Source organism: Corynebacterium glutamicum ATCC 13032, assembly GCF_000011325.1.
GTDB lineage: Bacteria > Actinomycetota > Actinomycetes > Mycobacteriales > Mycobacteriaceae > Corynebacterium > Corynebacterium glutamicum.
Genome location: NC_003450.3, coordinates 1,038,441 through 1,060,030, shown reverse-complemented (window position 1 = coordinate 1,060,030; position 21,590 = coordinate 1,038,441). Strand labels below are relative to the sequence as shown.

Genomic DNA, 21,590 nt, shown 5'->3' with positions numbered 1-21,590 from the left:
CTAAACTCACTCTCAACTCACCAAGATTGTTCAACAATCTGCGATTGGTGTGCAATCTACCCCAATCATTTTGAAAGCCCCCACGAAAGGAGCGCGACAATGGCCGACAACAAAAATGCCGATGACAGCCAGCTAGTCTCAGCCAGCACTGGAACCCCTGGGCCTGGCGACATTGCAAAAGCCAATGCGCCATCCCTCAAGCAAGCTGCAGTAACCGCCTCTGGCCGAAGCGCTCTGATGGGTGCCATCTTCCTCATGGCAACTTCTGCCATCGGCCCAGGGTTCCTCACCCAAACCGCTGTCTTCACCAACCAGCTCGGCGCAGCTTTCGCATTTGCGATCCTGGTGTCGATCCTCATTGACATCGCGGTGCAGCTGAATGTGTGGCGCATCATCGGCGTCTCTGAAATGCGCGCCCAAGAACTCGGCAACACGGTTATCCCAGGTTTTGGTTGGGTGCTGGCCGTACTGGTCTGTATTGGCGGCGTAGTATTCAACATCGGCAACATCGCCGGTGGTGGCCTTGGGCTTAACGCGCTGCTTGGCTGGGACGTCAAAGTTGGTGGCGTGATCACCGCGGCCATCGCGATTGCGATCTTCTTGTTCAAGCGACTTGGTGCTGCTCTGGACAAATTCCTCGTGGTCCTCGGCGTCGTGATGATCCTGCTCACCGTCTACGTGGCTTTCGTCTCCCAACCTCCAGTTGGCTCGGCGCTGAAGAATGCAGTACTTCCTGACACCATCGACTGGCTTGTCATCACCACACTTGTGGGTGGAACCGTCGGTGGATACATCACTTACGCTGGCGCACACCGCATGCTGGACTCCGGACGAACCGGCCCCAACAACGTCAAAGCTGTTTCCAATTCCTCTATCACCGGCATCCTGATCACTGGCCTCATGCGCGTGGTGCTCTTCCTCGCGGTTCTCGGTGTTGTCGCAGGTGGCGTCACCCTATCCACCACGGGCAACCCAGCCGCGGAAGCATTCCAGCACGCTGCAGGCGATATCGGACTACGCATCTTCGGCGCCGTGCTGTGGGCAGCGTCCATTTCCTCAGTCATCGGCGCCAGCTACACCTCTGCAACCTTCCTGGTGGAAAACAAGCCAGAGAAGAAGCGTCTGCAAAACTGGGTGACCATCATCTTCATCCTGATTTCTTGCTCCGTGTTCATCGTGCTCGGCACGGCACCAGCAATCCTCTTGGTCTTCGCCGGAGCATTCAACGGTTTGGTCCTCCCCGTAGGCTTTACCCTGATGATCTACGTAGCGATCTTCCGCCAAAAAGATCTCCTCAAGGGTTACAAATACCCAGTGTGGCTGATCGTAGTGGGAGTCATCGGCCTGGTTATCGCATGGTTCTTGGCTTATGTCTCCTTCGGTGGAGTCTTCGATCTTCTTAGCAGTTAACGTTTTTTGAAAGGATTTTTTCATGACCACCATCGATCTCAACAGCGACCTCGGCGAAAGCTACGGCAGCTGGGTCATGGGCAACGACGTAGCTGTTCTTGACTTGGTGTCCAGCGCCAATATTGCCTGCGGTTTCCATGCCGGCGACGCCACTGTGTTGTTCAAAACTGTGCGCGCAGCCCATGCACGCCACGTCCGCATCGGCGCACACATTGGTTACAACGACATCGCAGGTTTTGGTCGCCGCAACCTCGACATCGCTCACGATGACCTCGTCGCCGAAACGATCTACCAGATCGGCGCCATTCAAGCTGCGGCTAAAGCCAGCGGTGCGGTTGTGGAATATGTAAAACCACACGGCGCGCTGTACAACACCATTGCGGTTGACGAAGCCCAGGCCGCAGCAGTCATCGAGGGCATCAAGCTGGTCAATCCTGAGCTCTCCCTCATGGCCCTGGCTGGCTCCCAAATCGTCGAGCAGGCCCGCGCCGTGGGGCTTCAAGTTGAGCAGGAAACTTTCGCCGACCGCGCCTACACCGCCGATGGCCAGCTGGTTTCCCGCAAGCTTCCCGGCGCGGTACTGCACGACCCCGAAACCGCAGCCAGGCAGGCCTTGGCGTTTGCCACCGGCCAGCCCATCACCGCGATCACCGGGGAGAGCGTGCTTGTCGACGCCAACTCCATCTGTGTTCATGGGGATAATCCGCAAGCTCTCGCATTGGTGGAGAAAATCGTGACCACCCTTGCAGCTCATGAGGTTCAGGTTTCCCATGCTCGTTAGGCCATGTGGTGAGCAAGCAGTCATCATCGATTTGCTTGCTGAAGATGCCGAAGCCGTCCAAGGCAGCATCTTGGATGCTGTTCTTGCACTCAACCGCTCTTTGGTGGGCATGCAGGTCCCTGGAATCATCGATACTATTCCCGCTGCGCAAACACTGTTAGTGACGTTTGACACCAAGCAGATCACCCCGAATCGTTTCGCAGAGATCGTTGATTCAATTGCGCTGACCCCAGCCGCAAAGGGCGCAGCAGAGCTTACCGACACCATTGAGATTCCCGTGGTCTACGACGGCCCTGATCTAGAAACCGTAGCTCAACACACAGGTCTGAGCGTGGAGGAAGTTATCGCCACGCATTCTGGCACCGTGTGGACTGCTGCTTTCGGTGGATTTGCACCAGGTTTTTACTATCTGATCCCCCAGACTCCCCTGTGGGATATTCCCCGCTTGGAATCGCCACGCACCAAGATTCCTGCAGGTTCTGTCGCAGTGGCCGGTGAATTCAGCGCTGTGTACCCGCAGCAGTCCCCTGGTGGTTGGCAACTGCTGGGCACTACTGAGATTCCCATGTGGGATGTGGACCGGTGGCAACCATCGCTTCTCAAGCCCGGTGATTCAGTTCGATTTGTGCAGGTGAAGAAATGAGCTTCAAAGTAATTTCCACTGGCCCCCAAGCCATCTTCCAAGACCGAGGTCGCTTCGGTTTTGCCAGCGCTGGTGTTGGAACCTCAGGATCCTTTGATCGTTTATCCGCTGCTCGCGCGAATCACGCTTTAGGTAATGATCCCAATGCAACCGTGGTAGAGATTCTGCTCGGTGGCTTTGAGGTGGAGGCGTTGCACACCACCTCGATCGTGTTCACGGGAACTGAAGCTGAAGTGATGGTTCGAACGGCTGGTGGACAATCCAAAAATGCCACCACCAACACCATCATCGATGTTGCAGCTGGTGAACGTATCCGCGTCGAGCCCGCAACCTATGGCATGCGTGCCTACTTTGCTGCTCGCGGTGGATTTGCAGTAGAAAAAACTTTGGGATCTGCTTCAACCGATCTGATCTCCCACATGGGCCCTCGCCCGATCGAGCCCGGGGATGTCATTGACGTAGCAACAGACATTGCAGATTCTCAGTGGTGGCCAAAACTTCGGCAACTGCCCACCTTATGGAAACGCATGCCAACAGAAACGCTTACCGTCATCCGAGGTCCACGTGACAAATGGTTCACGCAAGAATCCCTCAACAACTTTTTTACTCAGGTGTTTACGGTGAGCAATGACTCCAACCGGATTGGTTTGCGCATGCACTCAAGCGAGCCGATCCAACATCGTGTGGAAGGCGAGCTGAAAAGTGAAGGAATGGTCCGGGGGTCCATCCAGATTCCGCCTGGTGGAAACCCCGTGGTGTTTGGTCCCGATCATCCTGTGACCGGTGGCTATCCAGTAATAGCAGTACTTACATCAAGGTCGTGTGATCGTTCGGCCCAGCTGTTGCCGGGCGATAAAGTCAGATTTAAATTGCTTTAGGAACTTTGAGCTTGCTCTGGAACGGATAAGAGGCACTCCCACAGATCACAATCGCGCCATTGTCCTTCCATCTCGCCGTAGGGCATCCTTGCCATTTGGTGCATGGTGCCCACCTTCACGAAGCCCTTCGATTCATGCAGTTTCGCAGAACCGAGGTTTTCCGGGAAGATCCAGGAGTGGATCGACCAGATGCCGTTGCTTTCGCAGTAGGTGATAAGGGCGTCGAGCAAAGCGCCGCCGATTCCTCGGCCTTGGCCCTGGGGGTGGATATAGATGGAATCTTCCACCACTCCATGGAAAACCTGTCGGCTTGAAATTGGAGCAGCAGACACCCATCCGAGGATGAAGTCCGGGTCGTTGTTTTCTACCGCCACCATGACGGTATCCATGATTTTAGATTGGGAGAACTGGTCCCACGTGGGACCAGAAGTCTCATAAGTCGCATGTCCCGTCTCCAGGCCCAATTCGTAGATGTCCCTCACCTGAGGGAAATCACCCTCGCGGATTGGTCGGATAGTGAAGTCTCTTTCAACCATGCACGCAATTGTCCTGGTATTTAAATAGATCGGCAACCGGACATGCGCGGGTGACCCCTATCGCCGTTTTCCGGGACGTTTTCTTGCCTGCGGACGCTTCGGAGTTTTTGGTTTCTCCCCCTGCCTGCGGGCTTGTTTTGCCAGTGTTTTTTCACGAGCACTGAGCTTTACCGTTTGCTGCCTGCTGGAATTCCGCGTTCGACCGCGAGCAATACCGACGAAGTCTTGAATCTCTTCAGAATCCTCATCTTTCTTCCATACCAGGGCGATAGATGTTTCAGTTCCACCCTTGATGTCCCGGTGCTCCACCAATTTCTTGCTCAACACCTTGAGAAGTGGCCTGGGGGCGATCACCACACCGACGTTCGCTGCCACGATTTGCAGAGCATCGCGAACAGCAGCGGCATCGACTTCCCCACTATCGGGCATGGACCAGTTGATGATCTCCCCATCTAAGTCCGCAAGGTCCACCGCGCCTTCTTCGGCACTGAGGAAAAAGTCTTTTGGAAAAGCGACTCCGGGTTGTTCCTGATAAAGAGTGACCACGTGGAGGGAGGCGTCGATACGCGCATCTGGAAGCCTGGTTAAGGCGAGTTGTGCCTGGCCAGCGAGCATGAGGCCTAGGGCGTCGTCCGAATCAAGGGTCTCAAGTCCACCGTGATGAGTCCGATCTCGGAATCGGGTAAACCACTTTCCTGGCTCCGTGCCAGTGATGAAACTTAAGGTCAGCATGAAAACAATGCTACCGTTGTGGGCGTGAACGAAGAATCTGTACGCCAGCCATCGGGCAGGGCTATGAAGCCACAGACCGCCGCTAAGAAGCTCGGACTGTTTTTGCCCGCCACGCCAGAGGAGTTCCAAACAGGTGCATTGACTCACCAAGAGTTCAAGAACCTGCAGGAAAACCCACCGGAGTGGCTCCAAACCCTACGCCGCGAGGGCCCACACCCTCGTCCAGTGGTCGCCCAAAAATTGGGCATCACCATCGCGGCTCTGAAAAAGAACGACATGGACAAACCACTGACCACCGCCGAGATCAAGGCACTTCTGGAAAACCAGCCAGAATGGTTGCGCACCGCACGCACACAGCTTGCTGAAGGTCGCGAAACCGCAAAGAAAGAAACTGAAGAAACTACCGAAGACTAAATCTTCACAAAGACTGCGCTCAACCTTTTCCTCACAGAAAAATGGTTGGGCGCAATTTTTCATTCCAGGGCTTCACCGATGGAGCTTTCGCTGCTGCAATTTTGCCCAATCCCCTGCCCCAACTGACCACAGGTGTCCAACCATGCAGCGAACTACCGCACCACGCGGGAAAACCAATGTGCCGAATGTTTTGATAGCGCAATGTGATTCCGGCTTTTTCCCACAGCGGAATGGTTGCGGCGAGTGTCACCGATGGGAGCACATCTCCCCTGGGCACGATGACCGTCTGTGGATCCGCCCAAAACACCACGGTGGCGTTGGCAGCTTCCAGAATGAACCCATCCGCGCTGATCAACAGCGCATCATCGCAGCCGTTATCGTTGGCGCGACTGCGAAGGTGAGCAAGCACATCTAGGTCTGGGCCTTTAATGGTTGGCTGTGTGCGTGGATCTGGGTCTTCGGAAAGCCACAATGATGTGGCCTTTCGCAGTGTTGGTGCCGGGCGAATATTGACTGCGAAAAGATCATCGCCATGCCATTCAACTTTGGGAAACCATGAGCCCTGGCGTGGAATTGCTTCCCTTACTGCGTGGAGAAAATCCCACGGGTCCACGTCCACGCTAGTGGCGAAGCGCTGTTCATGAAGATCCCAGCGCACCACGCGGTGGTCTTTGGCTAGGTAGGAATCAACAACTGTGGGTGTTGATTCCAGCGCGCCTTCTACGAGTGTTGCACCGTCCCACACGAGGTACGTCATGGGAATTCAACCCCAAACAAATTCAGCAGAGGCCGTGATTTAACGCGGATTTCCTCCCACTCAGCCTCCGGATCAGACAGAGCAAGAAGTGCACCGCCCACTCCGTACTCCACGTGATTGTTCTGGATGACGAGAGTTCTGATCACCATGGAGAGATCAACTGCGCCGTCGAGGGAAAAATATCCCAAGCCACCTGAGTAAATACCGCGAGGAGCTGCCTCCAGCTCATCGATGATCTCCATGGTGCGCAGCTTTGGGGCACCAGTCATCGAACCACCGGGGAATGCTGCGCGCACGCACTCAATCGGACTGCGTGGCCCCAACTCTGCAGAGACGGTGCTGACAAGTTGGTGGACTGTGGCGTAGGTTTCGACGTCGAAAAGCTTGGATGTTTTAACTGTGGTGGGCAAAGCGCCGCGGGCTAAGTCGTTGCGGACCAAATCCACGATCATCAAGTTTTCTGCACGATCTTTAGGATTACTGCGCAGCTCAGCAATGATTTCTTGGTCTTCTTGCGCTGTTCGCCCACGCGGCCTGGTGCCTTTAATGGGCTTTGATTCCACATACCCTGCCGAATCAATGGTGATGAACCGCTCCGGCGAGGAACTCAAAATAGAGGTATCCCCCAGCTGAAGATACGCACCATATGCGGTGGGATTGGCCCCACGCAGTGCTAGATAGGCAGCCAGAGGGGCCACATCAGTGGTGCCCTGAAGTTTTGTGGTCAGGCAGATTTCATACGATTCGCCGCGAGTAATCAGCTCCTGGGCTCTGCGAATTTTGTCGAGATACTCATCTTTGGAATCTCGAACCTGCAAAGCGAGGTGTCCGGACGCAGGTATCCGCGGGGCGACAAGATTATGCAGCTTCTTGATGGTTTCTTCAAACCACTCGTCCTGCTCCCCCAACGCCAGCAACCGAACCTGATCCGATTCCACTGCGATGGCGCGATCGGCAAAAATGAGGTGCGCATCCGGAAGACTCGAAGTGTGCGCAGCCCGTGCGCCAGCTTCCGCTTTAAGCTCATAACCAACGTAACCAACCCAGCCAAGACGAAAACCTTGACCGGGCGCAACTGAGTTGGCGGCGAGATCCTCCTTTAGCCAGGTGAAGAAATCCCCCTCGCCGACATTATGGGTTTTTGTGCGTGCGAGAGGACCGCTGGCATCACCAAGATAGCTGGTTCCTTGGGCATCATCGAGCCAAAAAGCATGGGAGGAATGGGCAAAGAATGTTTCAAAAACCGCTGCTGAATCAACGCTGAGCGGAATAGTTTTCTCCGTGAGTTGCCAGCGATATGTGCGCGCTAAATTAAGGAAGTTCTTAATGATCTGATGGCCGAATTGTCCACCAATAGATTCCGGATGAAATTGCACACCCCACTGCGGAAGCACTTCATGTGCCAATGCCATGATCAAACCATCATCGCTGGTAGCTGTAGCTTTCAATGACTCCGGCAAGCGGGTTGCCACCATCGAGTGATAACGCACCGCCTCAAACGTTTCAGGGATGCCTGCAAATAAACCTGAACCATCATGGGTGATCTGCGAAACCTCACCGTGGACCGGCCTGGGCGCCAAATCAACATCACCGCCATAGGCCAACGCAATGCCCTGGTGGCCTAAACACACACCCAAAATCGGAACGCGTGCACGCTCAATGACGCCTGCACAGATACCAAAATCAGCCGCAACGCCGGCGTGGCCCGGGCCAGGTGAGAGGATGACGGCGTCGAAAAGCATCTCATCTATTTCTTGATCATTAGGCACCACCACAGGTGCCTGACCCGTAACCTCTTCCACATAGGTGGCGAGATTAAACGTGAAAGAATCATAATTATCAATAATTAAAACGCGCATGACATCCTCTGACAAAACCACAAAACAACGAGAAAAGCACCGCCAGGCCGAAGCCGACGATGCCTTCTACATATGAAAACTCAAAGAAAAACTTAGACGATGGTCCAGTCTTCCAAGCCCTCATACAGTGGGTAATCTGCAGCAAGCTTTGCTACACGGCCACGCAGAGACTCAATGTCTGCGGACTTACCATTAGCCAAAGCAGTACCAATGATGTCTGCAACCTCAGTGAATGCAGGAATATCGAAACCACGGGTAGCCAGCGCAGGAGTACCAATACGCAGACCAGAAGTAACCATTGGTGGACGAGGATCGAAAGGAACCGCGTTACGGTTCACAGTGATACCAACCTCGTGCAGCAGATCTTCCGCCTGCTGGCCATCCATCTGGGAGTTACGCAGATCAGCCAAAACCAAGTGCACATCAGTGCCACCGGTCAAGACATCCACGCCAGCGGCCTTCGCATCAGAAGCAGTCAGACGCTCAGCAAGAATGCGAGCACCCTCCAACGTGCGAGCCTGACGGTCACGGAACTGCTCAGTGCCAGCAATCTTCAAAGAAGTAGCCTTCGCAGCAACTGCGTGCATCAAAGGACCACCCTGCTGACCTGGGAATACGGAAGAGTTCAGCTTCTTCGCGTACTCCTGCTTAGCCAGAATGATGCCGGAACGAGGTCCACCCAAAGTCTTGTGGACAGTGGAAGAAACAACATCAGAGTAAGGAACTGGGCTTGGGTGCAAACCAGCAGCAACAAGACCAGCGAAGTGAGCCATATCGACCCACAGCTTCGCGCCAACTTCCGCAGCAATAGACTGGAAAGCCTCGAAATCAAGGTGGCGAGGGTATGCAGACCAGCCAGCGATAATTACCTTTGGCTGCTCCTTCAGAGCAATCTCACGAACCTGATCCATATCAACACGCATGGTCTCAGGATCAACACCGTACGCAACAACCTCGTACAGCTTTCCGGAGAAGTTCAACTTCATTCCGTGGGTCAAGTGACCACCATGAGCCAAAGACAGACCCATGATCTTGTCGCCTGGCTCAGCCAAAGTCATCAGCACAGCAGCATTAGCCTGTGCGCCAGAGTGAGGCTGAACATTGGCGAACTCTGCACCGAAGAGAGCCTTCGCACGATCACGTGCAAGATCCTCAATGATGTCAACTTGTTCGCAACCACCGTAGTAACGGCGGCCAGGGTAACCCTCGGCATACTTATTGGTAAGAACAGAACCCTGCGCCTGCAAAACAGAACGGGGAACGAAGTTCTCAGACGCGATCATCTCTAATGTATCGCGTTGACGGGCAAGTTCCCCAGCGATGGCAGCAGCCACCTCAGGATCAAGCTCGTTCAGTGGCTGGTAACGGACATCGTCCGCTTGGTGGGCATCGGTCATCAGGTCAGCTAACCTTTCACAAGACGAATCCCGCGCGTAAGACCTCACTCGCGGGACAGGTACGCCCACAAGCATAGACCGCCGATACCCATATATAAAAGTATGGGTTCACTCCCATCGTTTCGCGCGCATGAGTTTACTCACGTGCCCACGTCTTTTAGCCACCCATTGAAGTGAAAAAATAACCCCGATCACACTAGTGGAGTAGCTAAGGTGCACAATGGATTCATGGCAGAGCAAAACGCTGCAAGCACAACTGGTGTGAAACCTTCCCCACGCACACCAGATTTCAGCCCCTACCTTGATTTCGACCGCGCACAATGGCGCGAGCTGAGAAACTCAATGCCTCAGGTGCTGACCCAAAAAGAAGTCATTGAACTTCGAGGCATCGGAGAAAACATTGACCTCGCTGAAGTGGCAGAAGTCTACCTTCCGCTGTCCCGTCTGATTCACCTCCAGGTAGCGGCCCGACAGCAACTTACTGCAGCCACCGAAACCTTCCTCGGAACTTCCCCCTCTATCTCTGTGCCGTTTGTCATTGGTGTCGCGGGATCCGTCGCCGTCGGTAAATCAACCACCGCCCGACTCCTCCAAGTTCTGCTTCAGCGCTGGAATTCCCACCCCCGCGTGGACCTCGTCACCACCGACGGATTCCTCTATCCCGGCGCGGAACTAATCCGCCGCGGATTAATGTCCCGAAAAGGATTCCCCGAAAGCTACGACCAACGTGCACTCCTCCGCTTTGTCACCGACGTAAAATCCGGAAAACTCGAAGTCAACGCACCTGTCTACTCCCACACCGCGTACGACCGAGTTCCAGGCGAATTCACCACAGTCCGCCAACCCGACATTTTGATCGTCGAAGGCTTAAACGTCCTCCAAACTGGCCCAACATTGATGGTCAGTGACCTTTTCGACTTCAGCGTCTACGTAGATGCCCGCACCGAAGATATCGAAAAATGGTACATCGACCGCTTCCTCAAACTCCGCGACACTGCATTCCGTCGCCCCGGTGCCCACTTCTCCCATTACGCCGACATGGCTGATCCAGAGTCCATCGCCGTCGCTCGAGAACTGTGGCAATCGATCAACCTGCCCAACTTGGTGGAGAATATTCTTCCCACCCGAGTTCGCGCGTCGTTGGTACTGAAAAAAGGTAGCGATCACTTGGTGGAACGGGTGAGGATGCGCAAGATCTAGGGGTTCTTGCTGGTTTTGAGTAGGGAATCCCTTGCTAAGTGGCAGATTTCTACGGTTCGGCCGTGTTTGACCCTGTTCGTCCGCGCCAAGTTGAAATTGAGACCAAAGCCGCGCTGATTGAGGGCTCCTTTGGCCTAAATCTGCACTTATCCCGACGATTAAGTGTCATGTTAAACCAAGGGGTTGAGCCGCACTGTGGCTTTTGGCCTCAAAATGCAGTCGAGCTCAAAACCCACTGTATCCAGCGCAGATGTGCCCAAAAATACATAGGTCTAAATTCGCTTCTAAAGGCTTGGCGTCAGCATATCCAGACGCACACACCTTCGAAAATTCCGACTGCTCAAAACGCCTCACAGTGAGTTTTTGCAACGCCCACTCTAGAGGCCCCTCGCCCACTCCTCCACTGCGTCCAGGCGGGACTCATCGACGCGGTCAACATCGGTATCAAAAGTGTTGATCATCATTTTGTCGTTGTCATTCTTCAACGGCTTCGCTTTCAGCATGTTGACGATCGTCCACATGGTGGTGCGGTGCGCGGTCGAGAGCTCTGAGTAATTAAGGCGTCCCGGAAGGTAGAAACGGGTGACATCGTCTGCCTTGTTTCCCAGTGATCGAGCTGCGCCGTCCTTCTTTTGCACGACATCATCAAGCGTCATGCCGACGGTGCACAGTGCGACGCGGTGGCCGGAGAGATCGGTATCGGTAATGAATTTCGCACCTGGATGGGATGGGCCGTGAACAAAGCTCAAAACCACGATTGCTGCGGTCGGGTTCGCCGCGAGTTCCGCACACGCTTGTTCAAAATTTAAGGCATCTACGCCGAGGCGTTGCGCCAGAGATTCTGCGTACTGCTTGGTAGAGCCGTATGCGGATTCAAATGCGACGATGTAGTCAGACATGTCTCTCCTTGGAGAATAAGTTATTTACCGAATCTTCTGCTGCGCTGCGAGTAGTCGCGAATGGCGCGGAGGAAGTCGATGCGTCGGAAGGCTGGCCAGTAGGTGTCTGTGAACCAGATTTCGGAGTAGGCAGATTGCCACAGCATGAATCCGGAAAGTCGCTGCTCACCAGAGGTGCGGATCACCAGGTCTGGGTCTGGTTGGCCAGAGGTGTACAGGTGAGTGGAGATCGCATCTACCTTGACGGATTCGATCAGTTCATCAACGCTTAGGCCCTCGTCCTTGCCGATGGTCAGAAGTTTTTGCACGGCATCAACGATTTCCTGGCGTCCGCCATAACCGACAGCCATGTTGACTGCGATGCCTGTGTTGTTAACGGTAGCTTCTTCAGCTTTGCGTAAACGACAAGCAACTGGGTCTGGGAGCAGATCTAAATGACCAACGAGGCGGACTCGACAGTTGGTTTCAGGACGCGCGAGTTCATCAGCGACATCGGCGATGATATCGAACAGCAATTGCAGCTCTTCGGAGGATCGCCCAAGGTTTTCCATAGACAGCAAATAAACGGTCACGAGATTGACGTCTACATCATCACACCAGCGGACCATCTCGCCGATCTTTTTGGCACCCACTCGGTGCCCATGGCTGACATCAGTGAAGCCCGCTTCCCGGGCCCAGCGTCGGTTGCCATCACACATGATGGCAACGTGACCGGGCTGTTTGGCGCCGTCTAGTTCTCTTAAAAGACGGCGCTCATACACCGGGTACAGCAGTCTGGGCAGGTTTAACACATTTAACAGTCTAGCGCCCTTAATTACTTGGCTGCTGCTCGGCGTTCCCTTACTGCTGCGGCCAGCTCAGCGAGCAAATCGATGGTGGTGTCAATATCGATGCACTTATCGGTCACAGACTGTCCGTACACCAGGCCTTCACCGCCATTGATGCGCAATTTCGCAGGATCAAGGTTCTGTGCGCCACCAACGAGGAAGGACTCAATCATGATTCCAGCCACAGCTTCAGAACCGCCAGAAATCTGCTCTGCGATTTCACGAACAACCTCAACCTGTCGGATATGATCCTTGCCGGAGTTAGCATGGGAAGCATCGATCATGAGACGAGCGTTTTCACCAAGCTTCTCGACGACGGCCTCCACCGAAGCTGCATCATGATTCGGGCCGGAGGTACCGCCGCGCAAAATGATGTGGGAGTTGCTGTTGCCTGCGGTCTCCACGACGCTCAGCGCGCCGTCGTCGGAGGTTCCGAAGAAGAAGTGTGGGTTCTGGGCAGCCTGTACCGCGTCGACTGCAACCTGGATGTTTCCGTCAGTTCCGTTCTTGAAACCAATTGGCATAGACATCCCAGAAGCCAGCTGGCGGTGCACCTGAGATTCGGTGGTACGAGCGCCGATTGCTCCCCATGCGACAGTGTCGGCGTAGTACTGAGGGCTGTTTGGTTCGAGGAATTCGCAGCCGACTGGGAGATCAAGGTTCACAACGTCGATAAGCACTTTGCGCGCAATGCGCAAGCCCTCTGGGATGTCGTAGGTTTCGTTGAGGTGAGGATCATTGATCAATCCCTTCCATCCGACGATGGTGCGAGGCTTCTCGAAGTACACGCGCATGACAATCTTGAGGTCCTGATCAAGGCGCTTTGCCAGCGGAGCCAGGCGGTTTGCGTAATCGATGGCTGCTTCAGGATCGTGAACTGAGCAAGGTCCCACAACGACAACGAGGCGGTCATCGTCGCCAGCGAAGATATCAGCGATGTCCTGGCGATCCTGCTCCACCTTGGAAGCCTGCTTTGGTGTCAGTGGGTTTGCGGCGATGAGATCTGTAGGGCTAGGCAGCTCGTGGAAAGCCACGACGCGCTTGTTGCTGGTTGACGCCGCGTTTTCGAGTGAGACTGGAGAACTCATTTTTTCTTGCCTTTCAGGGCTATGCATGGGATGGGGTGAATTTAGGAAACAAAAAAGCAGCCCCTCTACCCTTGCGGGGAGGTGCTGCTCGACTCCGGTTCTGTTCGCGTTTTAGGTGGCACAACTAATGGCCAGCTGACGCGGGGAGGCCCCGGAGCCGGACATAAAATAAAATCGTGCTGCGAACATAGTTTGGAACCTTAACACACTTTCTTTTTAAAGGAAGCCCTTTTTGGACTTTTCATTCAAGCCGGCCTCAGCCATTGCCTTGCGAACACCCTCAATATCGAAGGGATCAAGGCCGTTGCGCTCTGCGAAAATACGACGACGATTCATCCGTGACCAGCGTCGGTGGAACGCCCAGCCGAGAACAAGAATGGCAACGAGCATCGCGACGATCAGTAGCAAACCAACCGGCGAGGCCTTTCCAAACTCAGGTCCAAGTGGTCCACCTTGCTGCTGCTGAGCCAAGATGATTGCGTTGGTGTCGTTGTATACGCCGGCAGCTGTATTGAATACAGGGCTGAGGTCAATCACGCCGAAAAGGTCCTTCCTAAAGGATGTGGTCTAACTGCATTATTCTGCATCGGGTGTGATTCCGGCAAACAGGTCATCTTCTGGGATCGACGTCTTCACACGAGTTTTAGCTAATTCGAACTCTTCAGTCGGCCACAGGCGACGCTGCACCTCAACGGGAGTTCCAAAGAAAGCACCCGCAGGATCAATCTGAGTTGCGTGCGCACGCAGGGCGTCATCACGCTGATCAAAGAAGCGCTCACAAGGAACCTGAGTGGTAACTCGAGCCATCACATCAGCCTCATTTGCCTTCCAACGCTCAAGCATCGGGGTGTATGGGCTGGGCTTGCCCTGTTCAATGAGCAGATCATGGAACATTTCCATGCGCTGACGGATAAAGCCGTGGGTGTAATAAAGCTTCAGTGGCTCCCACGGTGCGCCCAACTCAGGTGCATACGCTGCATCGCCGGACTTCTCCCATGCAAGCATCGACACCTCATGAACCTTGAGGTGATCCGGGTGTGGGTAACCGCCGTTCTCATCATAGGTAATGATGACGTGTGGGCGGAACTCGCGCAGAATCTTCACTAAATCTTGGGTGACTTTATCCGAGTCTTCTAAAGCAAAACAGCCCTCAGGCAGAGGAGGCAAAGGATCACCTTGGGGCAGCCCAGAGTCCTCATAACCTAGCCATCTGTGCTCAGTGCCAAGAATTTCCATGGCCTTCGCCATCTCTTCCTGACGCACAGCAAAAATATTGTCCAGGATTCCTGGCTTATCCATAGCAGGGTTGAGAATGTCTCCACGCTCACCACCAGTGCAGGTAACAACCATTACTTGATTGCCCTCAGCTGCATAGCGCGCCATGGTTGCTGCGCCCTTGCTTGACTCGTCGTCAGGGTGGGCGTGGATCGCCATTAGGCGTAGACCACTCACGTGTTTCATCCTTTCCTTGAAGCTTTATATGCTTCCGCAGGGTTTAGTTGATGTGTATTGCATTCATGATAGTCGTTTCCGCCGTCATACCTATTTACCCCTTGGATGACCTCGGTTAACAGTTTTTCCTGAGGTGACTAAGATGTATAGGTGACCAACTCGATTCGGCTTTGAAGAGGATGCAGACAGACTTCCATCATGAGTACAAATTCCAACTCTCCATCCAACGCATCAGGCGCTTCGAACATTCCAAACACCCAACGTCCGGCTAGCCGATACAATTCGCCTCGCCCGGAAGCTGCTGCAGGCAGGAACATCAGCGGAAAAATCATCGCAGTCATTGGCGTGCTGCTGGTGATCGCCATTGTGATTGTTGGCGCAAACTTCCTCAAAAACCGCGATGCACAAACAGTGTCCGGCCAAATGGGTTCATTTGAACGCATCGACGACGACACCTTCCGCTTTGAAGTTGACGTCACCCGCGATGACCCAAGCCAAGTCGCCTACTGCATCGTGACCGCAAAGGACTACTCGCACGCAGAAGTCGGGCGTCGAGAAGTGCTTGTGGAGCCCAGCGACCACTCAACGGTGCGTATCTCCACGCTGATCCCCACCCGCGAACCAGCAGTTTCCGGTGGTGTTTACGGTTGTTCAACCGTGATCCCATCACATATGAACCTGTAAAACTAGAAAATTTTGCTGTGCTAAAATCTGCAGCAGAAACGTACGTTGACATTGTCGGTTAATAGTTAACGCAAAAGCTCATACATCTTGGCCCCGGAAAACCGGGGCCAATCTTATGGCTCAAGTCGCTAGTTAGCCGATGATCCACCTCTACTGTTCCCCAGGAGGGTAAGTAATTATGGCAAGTGTAGATAAGCAATACATCACCCCAGAAACCAAGGCCAAGCTGGAGGAAGAGCTCAACGCCCTCATCGCACACCGCCCTGCAGTTGCTGCGGAAATCAATGAGCGCCGTGAAGAAGGCGACCTCAAGGAAAACGCTGGCTATGACGCCGCTCGTGAAATGCAGGACCAGGAAGAGGCCCGCATCAAGCAGATCTCTGAGCTGCTGGCCAACTCCACCACTGAGCGCGAAGGCATCATCGAAGGTGTCGCAAACGTTGGCTCCGTTGTTCACGTCTACTACGACGGCGACGAGAACGACAAGGAAACCTTCCTCATCGGTACCCGTGCTGGCGCTTCCGAGAACCCAGATCTTGAGACCTACTCTGAGCAGTCCCCACTCGGCGCTGCAATTCTCGGAGCTCAGGAAGGCGACACCCGTCAGTACACCGCTCCAAATGGTTCCGTTATCTCCGTAACTGTTGTTTCTGCAGAACCATACAACTCAGCAAAAGCCGCGACACTCCGCGGCAAAAACTAACCAAGGATTTAAAAGTCTTCAAAATGACAACTCTTTCACGTAAGTTCTTCGTTTCTGCTACCACAGCCCTGGCGGCAGTCGCACTGGTTGCGTGTTCCCCTAATGAGATTGATTCTGAACTGAAGGTGCCAACGGCAACTGGCGTTTCTTTACCTTCGAAGAACGTTTCCGCGACCTCAACTGCTACTACAGATGAGGATGCGCCTGGCTACATTGATTGCGTAGCCGCACCAACTCAGCAACCTGCTGAAATCTCACTAAACTGTGCAATGGATATTGATCGGCTCACGGATATTTCTTGGAGCGAATGGGATACTGATTCCGCAACTGGAACCGGTACCCGCATCGTAACCGCTGCAAATGGTCAAGAGACCGAAACCGAAGATATTGAGGTGAAGCTTTCCTTCCCCACCGAGTCTTCCCAAGGCCTAGTGTTCACTCAGGTCACCGTCGATGGACAGGTTCTCTTCCTCTAATCCTCCATAATTAGAGAGCGTAAGGCCCCTACTTCCTGTTTTAGGAAATAGGGGCCTTTTGTTGTCTTCTCCTGGAGGCTATTTAAGAAGTTTAAATTGTGTCCATGAGTTCGCGTATGGCAATGACAGTTTGAGACGGCCACAGGCGATTCTGAGAAGCCATTTTCTTTGGGCGCCGTGGCAGTTTTTATTGGGTCCCACCGCCGAACTGCATATTCGAACCAAGGAGCCTCAAAAATCGAGCTCGCTTTGGTCTCAAACGCACATTTATCGCGCGTTGAAGTGTGCGTTTGAGACCAAAGAGCCCTCCACAACGCACGTCTTTGGTTTGGATATGACAGGTGCCCAAGAACTCACCCCGCCCCATGCTCACAGAGCCCCCATCAGAAGCCAAAAGACCCCTTCCCTGCCCAAGAAGAACAGGATGAAGGGGTCTTGTGCTGCGTAAACTAGCGGTTTTGGAAGTAGCTAAGCAGACGTAGGATTTCGGTGTAGAGCCAGACCAAGGTCACTGCAAGACCAAGCGCAACGCCCCATGCCATCTTGGAAGGTGCACCTTCGCGGACGAGGCGGTCAGCTGCATCGAAGTCGGAGAGGAAGCTGAATGCTGCCAGGCCGATGCAGAAGAGGGAGAAGATAATCGCGATGATTCCACCGTCACGCAGTGGGCTTGCGCCACCAGTGAACAGTGCCCATACAACGTTGCCCAGGACAAGAACCAGGACGCCAACCATCATGCCGGTGAGGATGCGGTTGAACTTAGGAGTGACCTTGATAGCGCCAGTCTTGTATACAAACAGCATGCCAATGAATACACCGATGGTGCCAAGGACTGCCTGGCCAATGAGGCCACCTGCGTTGGCGTTACCAACTGTGAAGCCGGACAGCAGAAGGGAAATTCCGCCGACGAAGAGGCCTTCGAATACTGCGTAAATCAAAGTGACTGCCGCAGATCCGTACTTCTTGCCGAAGGTGCTGACCAGAACGGTGATGAAACCACCGATGGCACCAACAAGGGTCAAGATCATTCCGAGGCCGGGGCTAACCAACCACACGCCAAAGGTGACCAATGCAAAAACGATAATAACCGCGAGAGTGATACCAGTCTTGGTGATCACATCATCCACAGTCATTGGGCGCTCCGCCTTCTGTGGAGCTACGTTTTGCTGGTAGACACCACCGAAGTTGTCGTAACCACCGTATGGGTTCTGGCCTTGTGGACGTTGAGTTTCCTTAAGGGAACTAAAAACGGGATTGCTGCTTCGCACGGAGTCCCCGATCCTTTCAATTGATTTTTCGTCGTCAATCAAGTTAACGCATCAAGGATCAGTATAGTTCCCCACGTGAGGAACTATTTTCACACCTTTACTACCTTCACATTTGTACAGGTACAGGAGTGTTCAGAAGTTCTTCGCTGAGCTTGGACCATTCAGACTGTTCCAAAATGGTCAGTGGCTTTGGCTGCTGGTTATTAACAGCCACGACGCGGGTTAGGTCCATTCCCCATTCGTCGAGTCCAACTGGGACTGGGAATGCGATGGATCCGGCTGCCACGTCAATGCGGGTTTGGGTGCCGGCAGGGATGGTCACCATGTCACCTTGTCCCATGAATCGGCAGTAGCCGGGGGTGGTGACGGTTGCGGTTCCGCTGTAAATCCACAGCTGCTGGTCCTGATGCGCTTCGGCAAACGTGGTGGTTGCTGGGATGCGTGGTGGGTGACCTGCGGAGCCCATGCCGATCTGTCCAGTAGTAAAGGTGGACGGAGTTGCACCGGTGTGGCGTCGAAAAGCTCTGGTCAAGCTGCTGGTCGCGGCGAACCCGACGAGGTTCGCAACCACTGAAATGCTGAAGTCGTGGGCCAGCAGGCTCGCGGCGACGCAGACGCGCTGCGCAGCACGCCATTCGCTGAATGAATAGCCCGTGGATTTGAGGAACTGGCGCTGCAAAGTACGCGCCGAAACGCCTTGGATCTCCGCAAATTCTTCCAAACTGGTCTGATCCGCAGGGTTGGACACCAGCACCTGCGCCACTGCGCGCGCTTTACGCGGAGCTGGCAGCGGAGGGGTGGGAACGCGGTCGGTGAACAGGCGCGCGATGTCTGGCGACAGGGTCTCTTTACCGAACAGCGAGCGACTGTATTCAAAGGTCAGGCGATCATTCCACACGTGACCCAGGTGGATGCGACGCGCAGGTCCCATGATGTTGAGGGTCTCAAAGCGGATGTTGAGAACAAGTCCTTGAGAATCATCGGCAACCTGGGCTTCCTCAGGCGCGAACAGCAGGTCGCCTGCGACGAGAGTGAAAATTCTCTCGCCAAAACGAACTGTTGACACACCGGAATGGCACCACAACAAGCTGGCAGAACTCATATCTCATCCTCACTACAAGCAAATTTCACAATGTAGGTTACGCTAACCTCATATCTTCGAAATGATGTTACATTCCAGATGCGAAGTATTGCAAGAGACTAATTCAGCCATAGGCCTTTTGAAAGCATTTTGCTTTTCGACGCCCACCTCCGGACCTCAGCGCGTCGGCGCGCCTAAACCCTTCTATGCCTCTGGGATCTCCCCCATCGGTTCAGCAACTTTGCGAGCAGGTCGCTGCGCTAACTCTCCTCCTGGGGATAAATTAGCCATTGAATTAGATAAACCGAGAACATCGGAACACCAAAGAAATGAGCAAAAACGTACCAGTAGCGCACTGTATCCGCGTCGAGGTCGTAATACTTCGCGACTCCCGCGCACACGCCCGCAATATTTTTGTTGTCCCGGGAGCGAAAGAATTTGACCTTATCCATCTTCTTAATCTCCTAAAGACTCCGTATTTAAATATGTCGTGGGACTTATACGCTACCGAAAATACCCCCAGGCTACTCAAACTTAGAAAAGGCCCGATCCCTGGAAAATAGGGGTCGGGCCTTAACTCGCCTAGCTCTCTCACCTAAAGAGCGAGTATTTGCTACCTAGTTCGCGTCCACTGGGCCATTGACCCCGTAACGCATCCAAACGCTTCCATCTTCTAGTGGTTCAACGCTGGCGAGTGAAAAACCGATCGGCAACGGTGCTGAGTATTTTTCATCGGCTTCGAACAAAGAGTGGGTGTGCTTTTCACCATCGGCGATTGGCATCATCACGATGCTAACCTCGTCGCACAAACCGTCGCGGAGCATGGACCAGTTCAGGGTTCCTCCGCCACCAAGGATAATTTCCTCAGTTTTAAAGGTCTCCCCAATTTTGCGAACGGCTTCTGCCATATCCAGCTGCTCATCGCCGGCGATGATGTAGGACACGCCCACGGATCGCAGATGTGCCTAAAACGCATCGCTTACTGATGCAGGAATCAACTCAACGATGTGCGCTTCCACGTCGAAGTAGCTAAATGAGCCTTGCTCCCATTGAAGGGATCCGGAACGGTCCACTGCAAAGTAATGCATTGTGGCATCTGGATCGGCAATGAAATCACCAGCTGGAACCGGTTCGTTAGGTTCTGGAAGTTCAATTGCAGGCATGACAGTCTACGTTCCTTTCCGCCAATTCATCTGTGCCCAGAAATTCTGCTTGCACTCACCCAAGCCGTTTAGCAAATTGAACCTCACGTTCATAATAATGTTCATTTTCATCGAGTTCTAGAAAACACAGGCATGCTCACCCTCAACGATGTCATCACCGCCCAACAACGAACCGCCCCTCATGTTCGACGAACGCCACTTTTCGAAGCAGACCCCATCGACGGCACACAAATCTGGATCAAAGCAGAGTTCCTCCAAAAGTGCGGCGTGTTCAAAACGCGTGGAGCATTCAACCGCCAGCTCGCAGCTTCGGAAAACGGACTACTCGACCCAACGGTTGGCATCGTCGCGGCATCAGGCGGAAACGCAGGACTCGCAAATGCTTTTGCCGCAGCATCCTTAAGCGTTCCCGCCACGGTATTGGTGCCCGAAACTGCCCCACAAGTAAAAGTTGATCGCCTCAAGCAATACGGTGCAACCGTGCAACAAATCGGATCTGAATATGCGGAAGCATTTGAGGCAGCTCAAACCTTTGAGTCGGAAACTGGTGCTCTGTTTTGCCACGCCTACGACCAGCCCGACATCGCAGCTGGAGCAGGCGTCATTGGGCTAGAAATTGTCGAAGATCTTCCCGACGTTGACACCATCGTGGTTGCTGTCGGTGGCGGTGGACTCTATGCAGGAATCGCAGCCGTCGTAGCAGCCCACGACATCAAAGTGGTGGCCGTTGAACCCTCCAAAATTCCAACCCTGCACAACTCACTCATTGCCGGCCAACCAGTCGATGTGAACGTTTCTGGTATCGCGGCAGATTCTTTGGGGGCTCGCCAAATTGGACGAGAAGCCTTTGACATCGCAACTGCCCATCCCCCAATAGGCGTCCTAGTGGACGATGAAGCAATCATCGCAGCTCGACGCCACCTCTGGGACAACTACCGCATCCCTGCCGAGCATGGCGCTGCCGCAGCACTCGCCTCTCTTACCAGTGGAGCATACAAACCTGCAGCAGATGAAAAAGTGGCAGTCATTGTGTGCGGAGCGAACACTGACCTCACAACACTGTGATGTGATTTCAAACGATCACACGACGAAGAATCTCCACAGCTATCTTCGCCGTGGAGATTTCTTTTTTGGACACTCTCTAGACACTTAAGTCTAAGACAGCTCCATATTTTTAGCGTTTCCGCTGGTTATGGTGCCCCCAGTGGGACTCGAACCCACACTGTATTGATTTTAAGTCAACCGCCTCTGCCGATTGGGCTATGGGGGCAAGCAGCATTGTCAGGATACATATGTATGCTTCCAATGCCATTTACTTGGTGCTTACACATCATAGAACATG

General features: G+C 53.8%; 25 protein-coding genes and 1 tRNA gene. 10 read left to right on the top strand and 16 right to left on the bottom strand.

From position 1 onward, the window contains the following. Positions 1-99: 99 nt before the first annotated feature. Genes CGL_RS05025 through CGL_RS05010 form a run of 4 tightly spaced genes read left to right on the top strand, consistent with a single transcriptional unit; the run spans position 100 to position 3,712 of the window. Positions 100-1,410, top strand: coding sequence for an NRAMP family divalent metal transporter (locus CGL_RS05025; protein WP_011014042.1), 1,311 nt, complete (start codon positions 100-102; stop codon positions 1,408-1,410). Between the two features lie 22 nt (positions 1,411-1,432). After that, complete coding sequence (locus CGL_RS05020) at positions 1,433-2,191, top strand: 5-oxoprolinase subunit PxpA (protein ID WP_011014041.1); 759 nt, start codon at positions 1,433-1,435, stop codon at positions 2,189-2,191. Continuing rightward, positions 2,181-2,834: a 5-oxoprolinase subunit B family protein gene (locus CGL_RS05015; RefSeq protein ID WP_011014040.1), complete on the top strand. Its 654-nt coding sequence runs from the start codon at positions 2,181-2,183 to the stop codon at positions 2,832-2,834. Before CGL_RS05020 ends, CGL_RS05015 begins: the two co-directional genes overlap by 11 nt. Continuing rightward, positions 2,831-3,712 (top strand): biotin-dependent carboxyltransferase family protein, encoded by an 882-nt coding sequence (locus CGL_RS05010; protein ID WP_011014039.1) that lies wholly within the window; start codon positions 2,831-2,833, stop codon positions 3,710-3,712. Before CGL_RS05015 ends, CGL_RS05010 begins: the two co-directional genes overlap by 4 nt. Here the strand turns inward: CGL_RS05010 and CGL_RS05005 are convergent. Together CGL_RS05005 and CGL_RS05000 are read right to left on the bottom strand one after the other, a co-directional pair. Next, the gene (locus tag CGL_RS05005) at positions 3,709-4,248 is read right to left on the bottom strand and encodes a GNAT family N-acetyltransferase (protein WP_011014038.1); all 540 of its coding nucleotides are present in this window, start codon (positions 4,246-4,248) and stop codon (positions 3,709-3,711) included. The two genes, CGL_RS05010 and CGL_RS05005, sit on opposite strands and share 4 nt — an antisense overlap. 57 nt (positions 4,249-4,305) lie before the next feature. Next, on the bottom strand, positions 4,306-4,980 hold the full coding sequence (locus tag CGL_RS05000) for a LysR family transcriptional regulator substrate-binding protein (RefSeq protein WP_011014037.1): 675 nt from the start codon (positions 4,978-4,980) through the stop codon (positions 4,306-4,308). Positions 4,981-4,998: 18 nt separating this feature from the next. Between CGL_RS05000 and CGL_RS04995 the strand changes: the two genes are divergently transcribed. Further along, complete coding sequence (locus CGL_RS04995) at positions 4,999-5,394, top strand: DUF5997 family protein (protein ID WP_003856795.1); 396 nt, start codon at positions 4,999-5,001, stop codon at positions 5,392-5,394. Positions 5,395-5,425: 31 nt separating this feature from the next. On the opposite strand, the gene CGL_RS04990 is transcribed toward CGL_RS04995, so the two are convergent. The 3 genes from CGL_RS04990 to glyA form a co-directional block, all read right to left on the bottom strand. Then, positions 5,426-6,151, bottom strand: a complete 726-nt coding sequence (locus CGL_RS04990; protein ID WP_011014036.1) for an aminotransferase class IV — start codon at positions 6,149-6,151, stop codon at positions 5,426-5,428. Further along, on the bottom strand, positions 6,148-8,010 hold the full coding sequence (gene pabB, locus CGL_RS04985) for an aminodeoxychorismate synthase component I (RefSeq protein WP_011265665.1): 1,863 nt from the start codon (positions 8,008-8,010) through the stop codon (positions 6,148-6,150). Before pabB ends, CGL_RS04990 begins: the two co-directional genes overlap by 4 nt. Before the next feature lie 92 nt (positions 8,011-8,102). Further along, the gene (glyA, locus tag CGL_RS04980; RefSeq protein WP_003856790.1) at positions 8,103-9,407 is read right to left on the bottom strand and encodes a serine hydroxymethyltransferase; all 1,305 of its coding nucleotides are present in this window, start codon (positions 9,405-9,407) and stop codon (positions 8,103-8,105) included. A 228-nt stretch (positions 9,408-9,635) separates the two neighbouring features. On the opposite strand from glyA, the gene coaA reads away from it, so the two are divergent. After that, positions 9,636-10,607 (top strand): type I pantothenate kinase, encoded by a 972-nt coding sequence (gene coaA, locus CGL_RS04975; RefSeq protein WP_011014034.1) that lies wholly within the window; start codon positions 9,636-9,638, stop codon positions 10,605-10,607. Positions 10,608-10,984: 377 nt separating this feature from the next. Here coaA and CGL_RS04970 read toward each other — a convergent pair whose 3' ends face one another. The 5 genes from CGL_RS04970 to mca all read right to left on the bottom strand — a co-directional run bounded on the left by CGL_RS04970 (position 10,985) and on the right by mca (position 14,873). After that, positions 10,985-11,506 (bottom strand): flavodoxin domain-containing protein, encoded by a 522-nt coding sequence (locus CGL_RS04970; protein ID WP_011014033.1) that lies wholly within the window; start codon positions 11,504-11,506, stop codon positions 10,985-10,987. Positions 11,507-11,526: 20 nt separating this feature from the next. Further along, positions 11,527-12,297: an isoprenyl transferase gene (locus CGL_RS04965; protein WP_003856785.1), complete on the bottom strand. Its 771-nt coding sequence runs from the start codon at positions 12,295-12,297 to the stop codon at positions 11,527-11,529. A 23-nt stretch (positions 12,298-12,320) separates the two neighbouring features. Continuing rightward, complete coding sequence (locus CGL_RS04960) at positions 12,321-13,421, bottom strand: 3-deoxy-7-phosphoheptulonate synthase (protein ID WP_011014031.1); 1,101 nt, start codon at positions 13,419-13,421, stop codon at positions 12,321-12,323. Positions 13,422-13,637: 216 nt separating this feature from the next. Next, positions 13,638-13,958 carry a hypothetical protein gene (locus CGL_RS04955; protein ID WP_003856779.1) on the bottom strand — a complete coding sequence of 107 codons (321 nt, stop codon included), beginning with the start codon at positions 13,956-13,958 and terminating at the stop codon, positions 13,638-13,640. Positions 13,959-13,997: 39 nt separating this feature from the next. Then, a complete protein-coding gene (gene mca / locus CGL_RS04950) occupies positions 13,998-14,873 on the bottom strand; it encodes a mycothiol conjugate amidase Mca (protein WP_011014030.1) in 876 nt (291 codons plus the stop codon). A 198-nt stretch (positions 14,874-15,071) separates the two neighbouring features. Here mca and CGL_RS04945 point away from each other — a divergent pair, with 198 nt between their 5' ends. The 3 genes from CGL_RS04945 to CGL_RS04935 all read left to right on the top strand — a co-directional run bounded on the left by CGL_RS04945 (position 15,072) and on the right by CGL_RS04935 (position 16,736). Then, positions 15,072-15,557: a DUF4307 domain-containing protein gene (locus CGL_RS04945; protein ID WP_003856773.1), complete on the top strand. Its 486-nt coding sequence runs from the start codon at positions 15,072-15,074 to the stop codon at positions 15,555-15,557. Between the two features lie 178 nt (positions 15,558-15,735). After that, positions 15,736-16,260, top strand: a complete 525-nt coding sequence (gene greA, locus CGL_RS04940) for a transcription elongation factor GreA (protein ID WP_011014029.1) — start codon at positions 15,736-15,738, stop codon at positions 16,258-16,260. Positions 16,261-16,283: 23 nt separating this feature from the next. Then, positions 16,284-16,736 (top strand): hypothetical protein, encoded by a 453-nt coding sequence (locus tag CGL_RS04935; RefSeq protein ID WP_011014028.1) that lies wholly within the window; start codon positions 16,284-16,286, stop codon positions 16,734-16,736. A gap of 449 nt (positions 16,737-17,185) precedes the next feature. Here the strand turns inward: CGL_RS04935 and CGL_RS04930 are convergent, their stop codons facing one another. The 5 genes from CGL_RS04930 to CGL_RS04910 form a co-directional block, all read right to left on the bottom strand. Further along, on the bottom strand, positions 17,186-18,004 hold the full coding sequence (locus CGL_RS04930) for a Bax inhibitor-1/YccA family protein (protein WP_011896994.1): 819 nt from the start codon (positions 18,002-18,004) through the stop codon (positions 17,186-17,188). Between the two features lie 106 nt (positions 18,005-18,110). Next, positions 18,111-19,106, bottom strand: a complete 996-nt coding sequence (locus CGL_RS04925; protein ID WP_011014026.1) for an AraC family transcriptional regulator — start codon at positions 19,104-19,106, stop codon at positions 18,111-18,113. Positions 19,107-19,345: 239 nt separating this feature from the next. Continuing rightward, positions 19,346-19,537, bottom strand: coding sequence for a PspC domain-containing protein (locus CGL_RS04920; protein WP_011014025.1), 192 nt, complete (start codon positions 19,535-19,537; stop codon positions 19,346-19,348). Positions 19,538-19,702: 165 nt separating this feature from the next. Next, the gene (locus tag CGL_RS04915) at positions 19,703-20,029 is read right to left on the bottom strand and encodes a dihydrofolate reductase family protein (protein WP_231838287.1); all 327 of its coding nucleotides are present in this window, start codon (positions 20,027-20,029) and stop codon (positions 19,703-19,705) included. 21 nt (positions 20,030-20,050) lie between these two features. Then, a complete protein-coding gene (locus CGL_RS04910; protein ID WP_011014023.1) occupies positions 20,051-20,248 on the bottom strand; it encodes a hypothetical protein in 198 nt (65 codons plus the stop codon). Positions 20,249-20,380: 132 nt separating this feature from the next. Here CGL_RS04910 and CGL_RS04905 point away from each other — a divergent pair, with 132 nt between their 5' ends. Then, complete coding sequence (locus tag CGL_RS04905; protein WP_011014022.1) at positions 20,381-21,313, top strand: threonine/serine dehydratase; 933 nt, start codon at positions 20,381-20,383, stop codon at positions 21,311-21,313. Positions 21,314-21,441: 128 nt separating this feature from the next. On the opposite strand, the gene CGL_RS04900 is transcribed toward CGL_RS04905, so the two are convergent. Continuing rightward, a tRNA-Leu gene (locus CGL_RS04900) sits at positions 21,442-21,518 on the bottom strand. Between the last annotated feature and the right edge of the window lie 72 nt (positions 21,519-21,590).

Bases quoted from the DNA above. Each gene is read 5' to 3' on its own strand.
- CGL_RS05025 (WP_011014042.1), top strand. From the start codon at position 100: ATGGCCGACAACAAAAATGCCGATGACAGCCAGCTAGTCTCAGCCAGC.
- CGL_RS05020 (WP_011014041.1), top strand. From the start codon at position 1,433: ATGACCACCATCGATCTCAACAGCGACCTCGGCGAAAGCTACGGCAGC.
- CGL_RS05015 (WP_011014040.1), top strand. From the start codon at position 2,181: ATGCTCGTTAGGCCATGTGGTGAGCAAGCAGTCATCATCGATTTGCTT.
- CGL_RS05010 (WP_011014039.1), top strand. From the start codon at position 2,831: ATGAGCTTCAAAGTAATTTCCACTGGCCCCCAAGCCATCTTCCAAGAC.
- CGL_RS05005 (WP_011014038.1), bottom strand. From the start codon at position 4,248: ATGGTTGAAAGAGACTTCACTATCCGACCAATCCGCGAGGGTGATTTC.
- CGL_RS05000 (WP_011014037.1), bottom strand. From the start codon at position 4,980: ATGCTGACCTTAAGTTTCATCACTGGCACGGAGCCAGGAAAGTGGTTT.
- CGL_RS04990 (WP_011014036.1), bottom strand. From the start codon at position 6,151: ATGACGTACCTCGTGTGGGACGGTGCAACACTCGTAGAAGGCGCGCTG.
- pabB (WP_011265665.1), bottom strand. From the start codon at position 8,010: ATGCGCGTTTTAATTATTGATAATTATGATTCTTTCACGTTTAATCTC.
- glyA (WP_003856790.1), bottom strand. From the start codon at position 9,407: ATGACCGATGCCCACCAAGCGGACGATGTCCGTTACCAGCCACTGAAC.
- coaA (WP_011014034.1), top strand. From the start codon at position 9,636: ATGGCAGAGCAAAACGCTGCAAGCACAACTGGTGTGAAACCTTCCCCA.
- CGL_RS04970 (WP_011014033.1), bottom strand. From the start codon at position 11,506: ATGTCTGACTACATCGTCGCATTTGAATCCGCATACGGCTCTACCAAG.
- CGL_RS04960 (WP_011014031.1), bottom strand. From the start codon at position 13,421: ATGAGTTCTCCAGTCTCACTCGAAAACGCGGCGTCAACCAGCAACAAG.
- CGL_RS04945 (WP_003856773.1), top strand. From the start codon at position 15,072: ATGAGTACAAATTCCAACTCTCCATCCAACGCATCAGGCGCTTCGAAC.
- greA (WP_011014029.1), top strand. From the start codon at position 15,736: ATGGCAAGTGTAGATAAGCAATACATCACCCCAGAAACCAAGGCCAAG.
- CGL_RS04935 (WP_011014028.1), top strand. From the start codon at position 16,284: ATGACAACTCTTTCACGTAAGTTCTTCGTTTCTGCTACCACAGCCCTG.
- CGL_RS04925 (WP_011014026.1), bottom strand. From the start codon at position 19,106: ATGAGTTCTGCCAGCTTGTTGTGGTGCCATTCCGGTGTGTCAACAGTT.
- CGL_RS04920 (WP_011014025.1), bottom strand. From the start codon at position 19,537: ATGGATAAGGTCAAATTCTTTCGCTCCCGGGACAACAAAAATATTGCG.
- CGL_RS04910 (WP_011014023.1), bottom strand. From the start codon at position 20,248: ATGCCTGCAATTGAACTTCCAGAACCTAACGAACCGGTTCCAGCTGGT.
- CGL_RS04905 (WP_011014022.1), top strand. From the start codon at position 20,381: ATGCTCACCCTCAACGATGTCATCACCGCCCAACAACGAACCGCCCCT.